The 13,844-nt window shown below is 45.9% G+C and carries 17 protein-coding genes; 3 read left to right on the top strand and 14 right to left on the bottom strand.

Annotation, left to right across the window (positions count from 1 at the left end; genetic code table 11):
• Positions 1–26: 26 nt before the first annotated feature.
• The 3 genes from proC to JOJ89_RS02240 form a co-directional block, all read right to left on the bottom strand.
• A complete protein-coding gene (gene proC, locus JOJ89_RS02250; RefSeq protein ID WP_203289473.1) occupies positions 27–869 on the bottom strand; it encodes a pyrroline-5-carboxylate reductase in 843 nt (280 codons plus the stop codon).
• A gap of 435 nt (positions 870–1,304) precedes the next feature.
• Positions 1,305–2,462 (bottom strand): ABC transporter permease, encoded by a 1,158-nt coding sequence (locus JOJ89_RS02245; RefSeq protein ID WP_203289472.1) that lies wholly within the window; start codon positions 2,460–2,462, stop codon positions 1,305–1,307.
• Complete coding sequence (locus JOJ89_RS02240; RefSeq protein ID WP_203289471.1) at positions 2,452–3,201, bottom strand: ABC transporter ATP-binding protein; 750 nt, start codon at positions 3,199–3,201, stop codon at positions 2,452–2,454. Before JOJ89_RS02240 ends, JOJ89_RS02245 begins: the two co-directional genes overlap by 11 nt.
• Before the next feature lie 192 nt (positions 3,202–3,393).
• Between JOJ89_RS02240 and JOJ89_RS02235 the strand changes: the two genes are divergently transcribed.
• From JOJ89_RS02235 to JOJ89_RS02225, 3 genes are read left to right on the top strand one after another with little or no spacing between them, the layout of a single operon-like run.
• Complete coding sequence (locus JOJ89_RS02235; protein WP_029566418.1) at positions 3,394–4,092, top strand: LytR/AlgR family response regulator transcription factor; 699 nt, start codon at positions 3,394–3,396, stop codon at positions 4,090–4,092.
• Positions 4,093–4,104: 12 nt separating this feature from the next.
• Positions 4,105–5,097, top strand: a complete 993-nt coding sequence (locus tag JOJ89_RS02230; protein WP_203289470.1) for a sensor histidine kinase — start codon at positions 4,105–4,107, stop codon at positions 5,095–5,097.
• Positions 5,094–5,300, top strand: a complete 207-nt coding sequence (locus JOJ89_RS02225; protein WP_203289469.1) for a hypothetical protein — start codon at positions 5,094–5,096, stop codon at positions 5,298–5,300. Before JOJ89_RS02230 ends, JOJ89_RS02225 begins: the two co-directional genes overlap by 4 nt.
• Here JOJ89_RS02225 and JOJ89_RS02220 read toward each other — a convergent pair.
• The 11 genes from JOJ89_RS02220 to JOJ89_RS02170 form a co-directional block, all read right to left on the bottom strand.
• Positions 5,297–6,133 (bottom strand): NAD(P)H-hydrate dehydratase, encoded by an 837-nt coding sequence (locus JOJ89_RS02220; protein WP_203289468.1) that lies wholly within the window; start codon positions 6,131–6,133, stop codon positions 5,297–5,299. The two genes, JOJ89_RS02225 and JOJ89_RS02220, sit on opposite strands and share 4 nt — an antisense overlap.
• 13 nt (positions 6,134–6,146) lie before the next feature.
• On the bottom strand, positions 6,147–6,935 hold the full coding sequence (locus JOJ89_RS02215) for a cytochrome c oxidase assembly protein (RefSeq protein ID WP_203289467.1): 789 nt from the start codon (positions 6,933–6,935) through the stop codon (positions 6,147–6,149).
• A gap of 2 nt (positions 6,936–6,937) precedes the next feature.
• Positions 6,938–7,378: a DUF2243 domain-containing protein gene (locus tag JOJ89_RS02210; protein ID WP_203289466.1), complete on the bottom strand. Its 441-nt coding sequence runs from the start codon at positions 7,376–7,378 to the stop codon at positions 6,938–6,940.
• Positions 7,379–7,515: 137 nt separating this feature from the next.
• Entirely contained in the window at positions 7,516–8,334 is an 819-nt protein-coding gene (locus JOJ89_RS02205) for an SDR family NAD(P)-dependent oxidoreductase (RefSeq protein ID WP_203289465.1), read from the bottom strand.
• 141 nt (positions 8,335–8,475) lie between these two features.
• Positions 8,476–9,018 (bottom strand): signal peptidase I, encoded by a 543-nt coding sequence (gene lepB, locus JOJ89_RS02200; protein ID WP_029566424.1) that lies wholly within the window; start codon positions 9,016–9,018, stop codon positions 8,476–8,478.
• 37 nt (positions 9,019–9,055) lie between these two features.
• Positions 9,056–9,202 carry a hypothetical protein gene (locus JOJ89_RS02195; protein WP_168713789.1) on the bottom strand — a complete coding sequence of 49 codons (147 nt, stop codon included), beginning with the start codon at positions 9,200–9,202 and terminating at the stop codon, positions 9,056–9,058.
• Positions 9,203–9,429: 227 nt separating this feature from the next.
• A complete protein-coding gene (locus JOJ89_RS02190; RefSeq protein WP_029566425.1) occupies positions 9,430–9,855 on the bottom strand; it encodes a DUF1801 domain-containing protein in 426 nt (141 codons plus the stop codon).
• A gap of 15 nt (positions 9,856–9,870) precedes the next feature.
• On the bottom strand, positions 9,871–10,293 hold the full coding sequence (locus JOJ89_RS02185) for a GNAT family N-acetyltransferase (protein ID WP_029566426.1): 423 nt from the start codon (positions 10,291–10,293) through the stop codon (positions 9,871–9,873).
• Between the two features lie 163 nt (positions 10,294–10,456).
• The gene (locus JOJ89_RS02180) at positions 10,457–11,518 is read right to left on the bottom strand and encodes a cyanophycinase (protein WP_203289464.1); all 1,062 of its coding nucleotides are present in this window, start codon (positions 11,516–11,518) and stop codon (positions 10,457–10,459) included.
• A gap of 231 nt (positions 11,519–11,749) precedes the next feature.
• The gene (locus JOJ89_RS02175; RefSeq protein WP_203289463.1) at positions 11,750–12,838 is read right to left on the bottom strand and encodes an ABC transporter permease; all 1,089 of its coding nucleotides are present in this window, start codon (positions 12,836–12,838) and stop codon (positions 11,750–11,752) included.
• Positions 12,835–13,764, bottom strand: coding sequence for an ABC transporter ATP-binding protein (locus tag JOJ89_RS02170; protein ID WP_203289462.1), 930 nt, complete (start codon positions 13,762–13,764; stop codon positions 12,835–12,837). Before JOJ89_RS02170 ends, JOJ89_RS02175 begins: the two co-directional genes overlap by 4 nt.
• Positions 13,765–13,844: the final 80 nt, after the last annotated feature.

The raw sequence follows: 13,844 nt of genomic DNA, 5'->3' as shown, positions 1-13,844 counted from the left end.
ATCCCTCCTGATTTTTTTAAGACGGGCTAAGACGTCACCAACGCTCCTGCCATCTCTTCGTTCAGTTCTTTTGAACGTTTTGCAGCATGATAGACTGCTTCGGAAATGGCTTTTCCTCCATTGTTTTTGCGCAATGCTTCAAGCCCTGATGCCGTCGTTCCATTTGGAGACGTTACTTTTTCTCTCAAGCTTGACGGTGCTTCGTCATTTGAAAGAATCATTTTGGCAGCACCGAGAATTGTCTGGGCAACAATTTCGCGCACCATGTTTTCATCCATGCCCTTCTCGACGCCTGCTTTCTCCATGTGCTCCATTAAATAGTAGAAATAGGCGGGTCCGCTTCCTGCAAGACCTGTGAAAATGTCCATCTGGTTTTCTTCAATCAAAAATACTTTTCCCATACAGCTCAGCAGTTCTTTTACATGCAGAACGCTGTCCATGTCTGTATGCCTGCCGGGACTTAAAGCCGTCGCAGATTCCTGAATCATACTCGACGTATTAGGCATGACTCGAATCGTCTGCTGTCCGTCCTTCAGGTGATCTTCCATGAACTCAGTCGAAATTCCGGCTAAAACGGAAATCACCACTTGATCCGGCCTTATTTTGTCTTTCAGTTCACCGAGTGCATCCGCTGCACCCTGAGGTTTCATTGCGAGAATAAATAAATCAATTTCACCGTACGGCAAGGCGTCTTTAGTCAGTGCCTGAATGCCATACTTTGCATTCAGCTCCTGAAGCCTCATTTGATTGCTTCTGTTTGTTACATATAGCTGATCAGCATGAATAATTTCTTTCTGTACTATTCCAGCGATCATCGATTCTGCCATCGATCCCGCACCTAAAAACGCTACTCTTTTTTCTCTAAGCATAATGTGCCCCCTCTGTGTTCGCTGTGTTTCCGTTCGTTTTTTCAACGGTTACTATCGTAACATGCTGAGAAGCAGATTCAAGGGATAACAGGACATTCGTGAGGATACGGCCGAGATAGTGAAAGGAAGCGCTATCATCATGCGGTTTGCCTTCAGCAAATCCGTCTAATCATGATTAATTCGGTTTTAAGCGGAAATATGGCGATATTTGCAGAGAACAAAAGCGCAAGCGCCAAGGCCCGCTCCGATAGGCAGATAAGAATCCGGCGGAAAAGTCCGGTTCACGCCTTTTTTGAAGGATTTGTTCTGACAGAGGATCTAGGCGCTTCCGCTTGCCGCTGATAATTTTATTATGTTATTCACAGCCTTTTATTCTTTATAATTTCCTAACAAATGAAAAAAACTGCCGGCAATGTGATTGCCCGCAGCTTTATCCTAATTCATCACCCATTTGTCTTTTAAAAACAGAATTCTTCCAATGATTAAAGCAATCACAATAACAGCCAGGTTGCTTCCAAGGACAAGGAGAATATGGTCATACTCGACGATGCCAAAAAGCAGCTCCTTTAAGATCGTAAACAAGTTCAGTACCGGAATCGCAAAGTGGTGGAGCTCAAATTCATTGATTCCAATGCTCGTAGTCGTTAATGCAGGGATGGTTCCAATCATTAACACCGGAGAACTGTAGCTTTGAGATTCTTTTACTGTCTTGCCGATGATGCTTGTCAGCATCAGAACAGATGCCATGAACATGGCATAAACGACAGATATCAGGAGAGCTATGCCGATGATGATGGGTGCATCGCTTCCGAATGATACAGCTTTTCGAAGGTTCTCTGTTAAAAAGGCAACTTCAAGTGAGACGACACCAAGTGTAATCAGGCCGGTAATGGCTCCAAGAGAAGAAATGGCCAGCCACTTTGAGAAAAGCAGAGTCGTTCTGCTGACAGGTGTCATAAGAAGTGCTTCCATCGTTTTCTTCTCTTTTTCTCCAGCAAAAAGATCGGATGCTGCCGGACTTGCGCCAATCCCGATGGCAAGTGCAAGAATCATCGGCACTAATAAAGCCACGAGGTTAATGGTCGGGTCTTCCTGTGACATTTCCTTCTGCTCAATGGCAAGCGGCTGGATCAGGGACGGATCTGTACCATTCTCAGCCAGGCGCTCCCCTACAACCGTTTTTTCATAGGCAGTCAAGACTCCGGACACAAGCGTCATCAGCGTCGATGAATTCTGGCTGAAGGAGTCGCCGATCATAGTAATGGCAGCTGTTTTTCCATCCTCAATTTTCGCATTAAAATCACTCTCAAGAATCACAGCGGCCTGCGCATCGCCCTCTTTGACAGCCTCTTCAGGATTTCCGGTCTTGACCAGCTCCACATTTTTAAGAGGGGTGAACAATTCCGCTTCCGCCTGACTTATCGTTTTTTCTACAGCAAGCGTATACGTGTTTTCTCCCCCGTCTGAAACCATGCGTTCATAAAACAGTGTCAGTCCCGTCATAAGAATGATTGGCAGAAGGACGGTCAGGATCAGTGTCCGGCTGTCGCGAAAACAATCCTTCATCTCTTTTAAATAACAATTAAGAAGCATATTCATCTCTCCTCACAAGCTTGCTCATGAAAATGTAATTCAGATCACGGCTGCCTTCTTCTTTATAAAGTCCTTCAAGGTCTCCCTGATACACAAGTTCCCCTTTATGCATCATCGCAACAGAGTCACACAGCATCGAGACTTCTTCCATAATGTGACTTGAAAACACAATCGTTTTCCCTTCACGTTTCAGCTGGTGGACAAGCTGTCTGAAGACATTGGACGAGGTAATGTCAAGGCCCGTGGTAGGTTCATCGAACAGAATAATCTGCGGATTGTGGATGATGGCTCTCGCTATGGCCACCTTTTGCCGCATGCCTTTTGAAAAACCGCCGACTTTTCTATCCAGGTAATCCCTCATACCGAACATTTTCGCCAGCTCATCAATCCTTACTTTTGTTTCATGCTTGCTCATTCCGTAAAGACGCGCAAAATACTCAAGATTTTCCCTTGCTGTCAGCCGGTCGTATAAACCAGTTTCTCCTCCAAACAGGACGCCAATCTGTTTTTTGATTGCGGCAGAATTCTTAACCGTATCGAAGCCGGCGACTGATACACTGCCTTCTGAAGGGGTGAGAAGTGTGGCAATCATCCGCAGCAGCGTGGTTTTTCCAGCTCCGTTTTCTCCAAGCAGTCCTGTAACTTCGCCTTCTTTCATTGAAAACGACACATGCTTCAAAGCAGTGACAAATGTTTTCTTATCCTTAAATGTTTTTGATACCGCCTGAACGTTTATCATTTTTCTTCACCTCGTATGCGTTCTTTTTGATGTCTTTATCATACAAACCTTTGAATTGAGAATCTGCACTTATGTCGCGAAATGTGCTTTTCATGTCGCGAAAATGCCAAAACACTCCTTCAAGATGGTAAAATAAAGTGAATATTCCTTCATTATGAAGTTCAGTATTATACACAAAGAGGAGATTTTCCCATGAAAGTTGGACTAGTAGATGACCGGTTTATTGACCTTGATAAACTGAACGGCATTATTTCAGGCATTCCGGATGTAGAGATTGTGTTTTCCACACAATCTGCAGAAGAAGCCTATGAGTATATAAAAAAAGAAGTGGTGGATGTCCTGATTGCAGATATTGAAATGCCCAATCTGTCCGGCTATGAACTGGCAGATGTGATACATTCGCATGCACTCAATATTTCCGTCATCTTTGTGACCGGAAACAGCGGCTATGCTGTTCATGCCTTTGAGCTTAATGTCCATGATTACATTATGAAGCCTTATCCGAAAGAAAGGCTCATAAAATCAGTTGAGCGGCTTAAGGAAAAGACACAATCAGCGGATATTGCCGGCAGGCTTTATCTCAAACAGAAAAACGACATTCACATCCTTCAGAAAAAGGATATTATCTTTATTGAACGTTCCGGCCGGTCGACGACCATCTACACGAAGAGCGGGGCCGTTAAAACTTACCTGACACTTAATGAACTTGAAGGCGAACTTAGAGAGCGGGACTTTATCCGCTCACACCGGTCCTTTATCATCAACATTCACTTTGTCAAAAACTTCTCGCTTTACGCCAAAAATTCTTATGTTGTTACCTTCGAGGGATTGGACGGCCAGGCGATGATCACAAAAGAAAAAGTGGATTATCTGCAGAAGCATTATTTTTAAGGCGGGGTACCAATGATCAATGAAAAAATATACTGGGTTCTGGCATCCTTAATTGGAGCGGTTCCTCTTTACATGGCTCTTGAGAAATTGTCCATTTCCTTTTCAGCTTATGCAGCCGGGCTGATTGCAGGAGGAATGGGACTGATTCTAAGCCGGAAAGCCGTCTTTCATATGACTGGACTGAGCGGAAAATGGCATCTGTTATTAACGATTCTTCAGCTCGCTGTTGTTTCATTGTCGTTCGCCGATCTGCCGGTACTTTTACACTTTATGACACTTTTCCTTTTTGCCGGGACAGAAACAATCAGACTGGCTGCTGCAAACAAGTTTTATGCTCTCTCTCATGAGCTTGAACAGGCTGAAAAGCAGCAATCGCACCTGAACGAAACGTTTAAAGCGGTGCGGAATGAACGGCATGACTTTTTAAAGCATGTATCTGCCCTGCACTTTTTGCTTGAGCATCAAAAGCATGACGAGGCTAAAGCCTACTTGGATGACCTTGTCGGGGAATATGAGCAGACGAATCTTTCTATAAAAGGAGAGCGCGGCATTGTCGCAGGAATGCTTCATCAGCAGTACAAACGCGCTCAAACAGCAGGTATAACGCTTGTTTATGACCTTGACCTCCCTGTATCAGCCCTTCCTTTACCTGACAGGCACATTGTAGCCCTTGCCGGAAACCTGCTCTCAAACAGCATAGATGCGGCTGAAGAATGGCAAGCAGCAAGAGGCAGACAGGCTGAAGTGTCCATGCAGCTTTATAAAAAGAGCGGGCTTTATCTTCTTACCGTAAAAAACGCGACCCTGCCGCTGCCCGTAAATATTGTTGATCGGCTGTTTGAAGTTGACGGGCTCACAACAAAAGGCGGAGAACATGATGGACTTGGGACAAAAATCGCAAAAGATATTGTCCAAAAACACGGGGGGTATCTCGACTTTATCCATAAAGATGAACAATTTACAGTAAAAATTAAAATACCTGCGGTTACAGGAGACCATTTATGAATGAGTTTGAACGAATTTTAGAGAGCATCAGCGAGTTAGAGGAAGATCACGCAAAGTCACTGCTGAAACTGACATATGCGAGGCTTGATATCGCAGTTAATGGCAATGGGGATTATACGAGCAAGAATTGTGCAGATGACTTAGTGAAGATGTTCCGCGATATTCCCCGATTCATCGAAATGCAAAAAGAGCAGAAGGACTAATCCCTCTGCTCTTTTTCATTCCATACCTCAGGAAGCAATTTGGTCAATTCATGCGCGAGCATTGTATGAGCCGATCTGGTCTCTGTCCACCTGTCCGCACAGGCTCCGTGAAGATAAACGGCGTTCAGGACAGCGTCCTTCCAATCTTCATGGCAGCAGAGCATACCAAGCATCATTCCTGTCAGGGTATCTCCTGTCCCGCCTTTTGCAAGGGCACTGTTTCCAGTCGGGTTGGTCCAGGCACTGCCATCCGGGAAGGCCGTTACAGTTTTATTCCCTTTCATTACAATGGCAGCGCCGAGCTTTTTCGCCCAGTGAGAAGCAAAATGAGATCTGTTTTCCTGCAGCTCAGTGACATCTACACCAGTAATGCGGGCAAATTCTCCGGGATGCGGAGTCAGAATAACAGGAGATTGCCTCTTAGTGTAAGAACGCTCTGACAGCGCACCTGCATCCAGGATAATGGGACAATCCCCCTGAAGAAGGTGCTGTACCGCCTTTTCGGTCTCCTCGTTTGGGTCAAGCCCAGGGCCCGCAGCAATCGCTTTATACTCTGCTGTATTTACTTCCCCTTCCGCCGCCATTTTGAGAGCATTCCGCAAATACGTCGACTCCGGAAGGACCGGCACAACATAGGGAATGACCTCTTCCTCAGTCCCGATTACAAGCTTGCCGATGCCGCTGCGCATGGCTCCAAGCCCTGAAAGCAAAGCTGCTCCCGGCATGTCTTTGCTTCCTGCAAGAAGAAGGCCTGTCCCGAACGTGCCTTTATGCCCGGATTTCGTTCTTTGCGGAAGTGTTTCTTTCACATGATTTTCTGTCCATTCCTTCATAATTTATCTCCTCTCAGTATGAGTTTACGCTTCGGGAATCAAATCCCGGTTTTTCAGAACGATACCACTTAAAGCAAAGAATGACGATAATCAATGCGTCAATTACATCTCCCCCGTAATACATCAGCATGCTTCCCAGCTCAGCCTGATTGAGCGGTACTCCCTCAGGAGGGCGCGCATACAAATACTTGGACAGGATGCCATGGGCGGCAAGCGCTCCGAGCAAGACGGCCGACCTATATAAATAGCTTACTCTGTGAAAAACAGGATCTATGTATAGCAGAGATGCCGTGAAGAGATATCCCGCAATGAACACATGAAAATGAACGGCTGCATGCCAAAAAGTCGACTGGTGCATCATGTCATACAAATTAGTCGTATAAAGCAACCAAAGCCCCCCGACATTCAAGACAGCTGCCGGAACCGGATGTGAAAGGATGTAAAAAGCTCTGCTTTTCAGAATTCCCGTTACACGCCTCGCCCTGCCAGTATCAAGGGTTCTAAGCAAAAGCTTTACAGGTGAAGCAAGGACCATTAAAAGCGGCGCAAGCATGCCAAGCAGCAAGTGACCGGCCATATGAAAAACAAAATGGCCGTGCGCTTTCTCAGCAAGCGGACCAAAAACAGCAGCAGCTGCACACAAATTTCCCGCAAGCCAGAATGCCGTCCGGTAAACAGGCCATTTCCGGTACATTCTGTTTGAATAAATCACAGCTGCGGCGTATAAAACGGCAGCCAAAACAAATGGCGCAGCCATAATATATTGAATGCCTGCACTTAATGTGTGATGAGCATGGTGCATCTTCAGCCCGCCTGCTTTCTTTTTTCACGAAGAATAAAATACATTCCTGATAAGAGCATCAGGACAGCTGTGACATTCCAAATCCAGTCATAAATATAAACATTTTCGACATACCTTATCTGGTGCAGCCCCATAAGCTTATGCTGAATGGTGCCATCGTAAAGCTGAAAAGCCCCTGCCCCTGCGAGAACGCCTCCCGTCCATCTCATCACAATAAGTGACTGCCGCCTTCTCAAATCGGCAAACATAAATAATCCGCCGATTGTCGCAAACCAGCTGAATGCATGGAACAGCCCATCTGATACAAGCCCGATATCCGTTGTTGACTTATCATAAAAATGATGCCAGTGAAGCAGCTGATGAAAGATGGTTTCATCTATAAAAGCGACAAGCCCAAGACCGAAAAGAATGCCTGACAAAAGGTTCTTCTTGCGTGCTGTCATATGTATCCCCTCTCCAAAATAGTGTCTGTTAAACAAAATTCCCTGCAGCACCTGGATGTAAACGAGTTGAAGACAAGGCTTTGGAATAATTTTTTGATGTAAGGCAACAAAGAAAAACCGCCGTAATGGCGGTTTTCTTATTCAATCCTTGCCTCCCTGCTAACCCTGCAGACAAGCCTCATCAGCGCCCGGTGCGCGGCAGGAACCAGGAGAAAAAAGCCATCCATCGTTTTTCTGAGGGGCATTGGGCAAATAACAGGCTTATTCCGGTGAACGCCGTCAATGGCAAGTTTCGCAATTTTTTCCGGTGACATCATTTTTTGTTTTTTCATCTGGGTGCTCATTTTATCTTTGTCGATCTTGATGGCAGTAGCTTTAGTAAAAATGGGAGTATCCACGAAGGCGGGACAGAGTGCTGTTACTTTTACCCCGTATTCCTCCGCTTCGTAATGCAGGGATGTAGTGAGGCCGACAACTGCGTGCTTAGTGGCAGCGTAGGCGGCAGAGACAGGTGCAGGACCGAGCCCTGCTGCAGATGCGGTGTTGACAATATGTCCAAAACCCTGTTTTTTCATAAGAGGATAAGCAGCCTGAGTACCGTTCACTGCTCCCCAGACGTTGACATCCATGATTGTTTTCCAGTGGTCTATAGACATGTCGTACAGCTCGCCGTACATGGCAATGCCGGCATTATTAAACATATAGTCAAGACGGCCGAATTCACTGAATGTTTCAGAAATGAGCTGTTCAACAACATTGTAATCGCTTACATTTACATGCACATATCTTGATACAATCTCTTTTTCATTAAATGCTGTTTCAGCTGTCTTACCTTCTTTTTCATCCACATCCGCAATCATGACGAATACCTTATTTTTGATAAGCTCGCGGCATATCGCTTTGCCGATTCCTGAAGCCCCGCCTGTCACAATCGCAACCTTTTTGACCTCAACCATGTACATTCCTCCAATTGGAATATTTACCCACACCTCCATTATATAGGAGTATTTAACGCTTGAAACAGTATACCTGGATTGTTGCTGAAACCGTCACAATTAAAAAAACCTCCAATGGACAAACAATGGAGGTTTCTCGTATTATTCAGGAATGCCTGCCTTATCAAACGGGAAAAAGCGAAGCTTCACTTCCCCAATCACTTCATCCTTTGCTATGGAGCCAATTTCACGGCTGTCCCTGCTCTGGCGGCGGTTGTCTCCCATAACAAAATAGGAATTGTCCGGTACTGTGACCTGAAAATCTTCCGTTAACTGCTCCCCATAGCCCAGCGTATTTTTATTCGCTGCCAAGTAAGGTTCTTCAAACGGCTTGCCGTTGATGTACAGTACATCTTTTTTCATTTCTATCAGGTCACCGGGAAGCCCGATCACCCGTTTGATGTAATCCCGGCCTGGTTCAGGTGAATGAAAGACAATCATATCAAATCTCTCAATGCCACTTGTTTTTGAGATAATCAGTCGGTTTTGATCCTCGAACGTCGGCTGCATTGATTTTCCTTCAACCACTACCGGAGCAAATAAAAACTCCCTGCAAATGACCGCAATGGCCAGTGCAAAAAGGATGGATTTGATCCAGCTCCAGATTTCTTTTCTTGTATTGCTGGTTTTTTCATGTTCTGTCATTGCGGTCCCTCCATTGATTCAACACGTATTTAAAAGCCTAAGGTTTTTTTCCTGAACTGAATATAACTGCAAAAGCGACGCCAAAAGCAATTCCCATTGAAATGTTATCAAATGCAATCCCAAGTCCTGCTCCTGCAGCTATTCCAAAAACCCAGCCTGCATTTGCCATTTTCTTTGTGCTCATGTCCTCATCTCCTTACCAATTCTACGAAGGAGAAGGCTGGAAAGTTTCAGGTTTGACATGAATACAGCAGAAAAACTCATTTTCTTATGTATGTTTGTCCCAATGCTTCTGCACTTTTTATTATATGTTTCTCAGCCAAAAAAAGAAATTGACAGCATGTGCAAACTGCCTTTTTATGAAAAGATGCCGCAATCATAAAGAAGCGGCGCCTCAAAGGCACCGCTTCTTTATGATTTTGGATAGGTTTTATTCAAAAAGTCTACCGACTGGATGATGAGCTGTCTGAGCACGTCTTCATCGACATCAGCCAGTTTGTTTATATACACACACGCCTTTCCGGTTGTGTGTTTTCCAAAGTCCTTTAAGAGTTTTTCCCGTTCAGAATCACCCGTTGCAAAATAAAGGCTGATTTTCGCTTTGCGGGGGGAAAATCCGACAAGCGGTGCGTCTCCTTCATGGCCTGTAGGATACTTGTAATGGTATGAGCCGAACCCAATAATGCTCGGCCCCCACATCTTAGCTTCATATCCCGTTGTTTCTGTAAAAAGGTCCAGAAGCCTGTAAGCGTCCTCCCGCTTTTTTGGAGATTCGACTCCTTCAATAAACTCCACAACGCTGTGATCCGTTTCCTTTGTTTTCAGTTCATAGGCCATCTGATTCGCTCCTTTTTACAGGTCTTTTTTCAAGTAATGGTGCTTGAAATCGCGTCCGACTCCGTCAAGTGTGCCGTACACCTCATACCCGTGCTTTTTGTAAAAATCAACCGCCTGGAAGCTCAGTGTATCCACTTTGACAAAGTCACAATCTCTCTCAGAAGCAATTTTCTCCGCCTCGGCAAGAAGCTGTGAACCATACCCGGAGTGGCGCAGATCCTCATCAATCATCAGCGTATGAATCTCAAGCCAGTTCCAGCAAATCTCGCACAGAATGCCGCCGCGAACTAAACCGCTTTCATCTTTGAGGTACACATTTACTTCCTCATACCGTCCGTTGAGATCCTCAGGAAAATGCATCGCGTTGTACTCATAAAGATTTTGATTCACAAAGTTTTTGTACGTTTGGTTGTTTTCTTTTGAAATGATAAATCCCATATGCTGTCTCCCCATTTACTTAATGTCTTAACTACATTCGTGTTAATCGTATAATTTCCTTCATTTTACCACAAAAAAGAGGGTCAGTCCCCTGTCACTTTAACGTGTTGGGGGACTGACCCTCTTTTCATTACAGCATTAAAGCAGAAGGGGGGATTCCCCTTTAGTTTCCGTATACTTTCCCAGTTGACGAGCTGATTGTTCCGCTATTAACGTTCAGCGTATACGAGAGCCCGCCAGAACCGGTCCAGGTTGATAAGTTGAAGGTGTTTCCGTCTTTCAGTTTATAGATGGAGATATTGTTGTATGTAAGCGAACTTCCGCTCACACATCGGGTTGGCGCCTGGTTTGATTTTGCCATGTAGACCGCTGCATTCACAGCCCCTGGCTGGGTTACAACTTTTGCTGTTCCGTCTTTTTCAACAAGCAGCGCCGACTGCTCATTCAGGCCGATGCCTTTGGCAGAGGTTCCTGTCTCTTCCCCGTCCTGAATATTACGGGCCATAAACGTAAGCAGTCTTCCCATCCTGTCTCGCTGCTCGAAATGTGTGTCAGTCTGAATGTTATTGTTGTGAGGGGTCTGGATAAGATAATCCGTGAAAGAAATGAGAGAACTGTACGGGTTTCTCAGAGCAGTTAATGAGTCCAGTGTTTTTGAACCTGCGGATATGGCATCATAGATGTGGTCTCCCTGAATCATGGCACCTGCGCTTGTGCCGCCAAACGGCACATTCTGTATCCGGCTGTTCAGCGCAGTTAAAGCTGGCGATCCCTCAAGGAAATTCACGTAATCTGCCTGGTTTCCGCCGGCGAAGAAAATGGCCTCTGCTTTATTTATGCGGTCAATCAGCGAAGAATCAGAGCCTGCCTGGGTTAAATTCGTCACTACAACTGTATTGACTGAGTTCAGCGGCTTTCCGATAGATTGTGCAAGATCGTAAAGATACTGATTGTAGCCGTTGGAACCTGTTGCCCTGATAATGAGGAAGTCTCCCCCATTGGCCTTTTGGATCATCCATTCCATCGCTTTATCCACATCCGTGCTTCCGCCCATGTATACCTGGCCGAACGATGCAGTTGTCACTTTATCTGTGGTGCTTCCTGTCGTATACAGTGTATACGAAGACGCTGCTTCAACATCATTTACTCCTGAAAACGACACAAGACCGCCGACTAAAGCTGCACATACCATTGCCTTTTTTCCTGCTGCTTTTAACCTCTTCATAAAAAGCCTCCTTTTTATTCGAAAATTCAAATAACTACATGCAAGTTGTGTGCCAACTCACAGGAAGCCTGTCCTTTCAAGGGCTGCAGCTCTCCATCACCATTAATTGGGCGATGTAGGCTGTTAGAAGATCCTAATATAAACCCAAAACGACCAATAATATTCCATTTTCTAACAAAAAAGGGGTCAGTCCCGCTGCACGTTAAAGCACAGCGGGACTGACCCCTTTTTTTATTCCCACCTGAATGTAAAGCTGGCTACAATAAACGCTCCCACTGCCCAGCAAACTAAAATCAGCATTTCCGTTCCGAGTGCAAGTACCGGTGCTCCGACATTCATGACCTCTCTGAGTGCATGGCTCAGATGGGAAATCGGAAGCGCGTAGACGACCGGCTGAAGGAAATCAGGCATGTTGCTGATGGGAAAAAAGACGCCTCCCAAAAACAGCATCGGGAAGGATAAAAATCCGGCAATTGGCGCTGCACTTTCCGGCGTTTTTGCAATGCCGGCAATGATAAATCCGATTGCCATAAACGCGAGAGTGCCAAGCACCACAAACGCAATCAGCGTGAGCCAGGATCCCCGCACATCCACCCCGAAGATCAGCTGGGCAATAACAAGGACAAGCAGTGCCTGCAGGCCGTTCAGCATCAGCCGGGCCGTAATCTGTGCGGCAATAAATGTTGAGGCTTTAAGCGTTGTTCCCTGCATTCTCCTCAAAATCCCCCGCTCTCTCCAGGCAGCAATCTGCCCTGCTACTCCGTTCATATTGTTGCTCATAATCATCATGGCAACGATGCCCGGAACCAGAAAATCGATATACTGCAGATTGAGGGTTTCAATCCCTTTTGCCTCTGTTACGACAGCGGGCTTATAGCCGACTTTTTCTTTGCTGATCTGATCGACCGCCCCATTTACGAGCTGAAGGCCGATTTGAGAGACTGCTGCATTTGTTTCATCGTAGTAAACCGGAAGTGAGGCTGGAGTTTCGTCTCCAGTGTTCTTCCCGTAACCTTCAGGAATTACAATTGCAAGTTGAAGATCTCCTTTTTTCACTTTGCCGAGTGCACTGTCTTCCTTGCTTTCTTCTTGGACCTTCATTGCCTGGTTTTTCTTAAGTGCTGTCACCAAAACCTTGGATTCATCTGATTGATCCTGGTCCACCACGCCGACGGTTACAGACATATTGTTTCCGCCGCCCAGAAACGAGCCAAGCATCACCATGAGAAAAATCGGAAAGAGCAGAGTCCAGAACAACACCTGCCGGTTCCGCATGAAAATGCGAAGCTGGGTTAACGTCAGCTGCCAATAAGCTCTCATGCCTCCCTCAGCCTCCTTCCTGTCATATGAATAAAGACATCTTCAAGAGTCGCCGTGCGTATTTGCAGATCAGCAAGCTTCAGCCCCTGTTCTGCCGATGTCCCAATCAGGCTCGTCAGCGTTGCCTGCAGATCATCTGTATAAAGAATAACTGCATCCTTCTGGCTTCCGACCTGCTTCACTCCTTGAATCCGGCTGAAATCAACCTCAGCCCCCTCTGCTTCAAAGCGAAACTCCACCGCATTTTCAGAGTGAAGATTTCTGACAAGCTGAGCCGGAGTATCAAGGGCAATCAGTTTCCCCTGATCCATAATCGCAATCCTGTCGCATAATACGTGCGCCTCATCCATATAGTGGGTGGTCAGAACGACTGTCACGCCTCTTTCCTTCAACTTAAAAATAATATCCCACAGCGTTCTTCTCGCCTGCGGATCAAGTCCCGTCGTCGGTTCATCCAGAAAAATAATCCACGGGTCATGCACAAGGGCAAGAGCAATCGCAAGCCGCTGCTTCTGTCCGCCAGACAGACTCTTAATTCTGCTCTTCGTTTTATCAGTCAGCAGCATATCCTCAATCAGCGGATGGATAGGGACATGCTTCTTGTAGAAACTGGCATACAGCTGCAGAATCTCCTCCACTGTCAAAAGTTCAAAAAGAGTCGTAGACTGAAGCTGGACGCCAATAACCTCTTTGACCTTCTTTAAATCCCTGACAACATCAAAGCCTCCAATATCAGCCGACCCGCCATCAGGCTTCCGCAAGCCGACAAGCATTTCAAGTGTCGTCGTTTTTCCCGCTCCATTCGGGCCGAGCACGCCAAACACTTCGCCCTTGAAAACCTCAAACGTAATGCCGTCCACTGCCGTAAAGTCCCCATACGTCTTGATTAACCCGTTCACGCTGATCATCTGATTTTGTTCAAACATTTTTCACACTCCAAAAGGAGGCAGATTGGTGCTGCCTCCGGTTTGATAACGATATGTATTTATTCTCTTTTTGCAGTGAA

The sequence above is a fragment of the Metabacillus sp. cB07 genome, from assembly GCF_016839225.1.
GTDB classification, from domain to species: Bacteria; Bacillota; Bacilli; order Bacillales; family Bacillaceae; genus Bacillus_P; species Bacillus_P indicus.
The sequence above is the reverse complement of the archived record's forward strand: the minus strand, read 5'-3'. Positions and strand labels throughout refer to the sequence as shown.

What these genes read in the sequence shown, in the direction of transcription:
- proC (WP_203289473.1), bottom strand. Translation starts at nt 869, where the DNA reads ATGCTTAGAGAAAAAAGAGTAGCGTTTTTAGGTGCGGGATCGATGGCA.
- lepB (WP_029566424.1), bottom strand. Translation starts at nt 9,018, where the DNA reads ATGACAGAACATGAAAAAACCAGCAATACAAGAAAAGAAATCTGGAGC.
- JOJ89_RS02175 (WP_203289463.1), bottom strand. Translation starts at nt 12,838, where the DNA reads ATGAGAGCTTATTGGCAGCTGACGTTAACCCAGCTTCGCATTTTCATG.
- JOJ89_RS02180 (WP_203289464.1), bottom strand. Translation starts at nt 11,518, where the DNA reads ATGAAGAGGTTAAAAGCAGCAGGAAAAAAGGCAATGGTATGTGCAGCT.
- JOJ89_RS02240 (WP_203289471.1), bottom strand. Translation starts at nt 3,201, where the DNA reads ATGATAAACGTTCAGGCGGTATCAAAAACATTTAAGGATAAGAAAACA.
- JOJ89_RS02185 (WP_029566426.1), bottom strand. Translation starts at nt 10,293, where the DNA reads ATGGGATTTATCATTTCAAAAGAAAACAACCAAACGTACAAAAACTTT.
- JOJ89_RS02230 (WP_203289470.1), top strand. Translation starts at nt 4,105, where the DNA reads ATGATCAATGAAAAAATATACTGGGTTCTGGCATCCTTAATTGGAGCG.
- JOJ89_RS02195 (WP_168713789.1), bottom strand. Translation starts at nt 9,202, where the DNA reads ATGAGCACAAAGAAAATGGCAAATGCAGGCTGGGTTTTTGGAATAGCT.
- JOJ89_RS02220 (WP_203289468.1), bottom strand. Translation starts at nt 6,133, where the DNA reads ATGAAGGAATGGACAGAAAATCATGTGAAAGAAACACTTCCGCAAAGA.
- JOJ89_RS02245 (WP_203289472.1), bottom strand. Translation starts at nt 2,462, where the DNA reads ATGCTTCTTAATTGTTATTTAAAAGAGATGAAGGATTGTTTTCGCGAC.
- JOJ89_RS02225 (WP_203289469.1), top strand. Translation starts at nt 5,094, where the DNA reads ATGAATGAGTTTGAACGAATTTTAGAGAGCATCAGCGAGTTAGAGGAA.
- JOJ89_RS02205 (WP_203289465.1), bottom strand. Translation starts at nt 8,334, where the DNA reads ATGGTTGAGGTCAAAAAGGTTGCGATTGTGACAGGCGGGGCTTCAGGA.
- JOJ89_RS02235 (WP_029566418.1), top strand. Translation starts at nt 3,394, where the DNA reads ATGAAAGTTGGACTAGTAGATGACCGGTTTATTGACCTTGATAAACTG.
- JOJ89_RS02190 (WP_029566425.1), bottom strand. Translation starts at nt 9,855, where the DNA reads ATGGCCTATGAACTGAAAACAAAGGAAACGGATCACAGCGTTGTGGAG.
- JOJ89_RS02210 (WP_203289466.1), bottom strand. Translation starts at nt 7,378, where the DNA reads ATGACAGCACGCAAGAAGAACCTTTTGTCAGGCATTCTTTTCGGTCTT.
- JOJ89_RS02215 (WP_203289467.1), bottom strand. Translation starts at nt 6,935, where the DNA reads ATGCACCATGCTCATCACACATTAAGTGCAGGCATTCAATATATTATG.
- JOJ89_RS02170 (WP_203289462.1), bottom strand. Translation starts at nt 13,764, where the DNA reads ATGTTTGAACAAAATCAGATGATCAGCGTGAACGGGTTAATCAAGACG.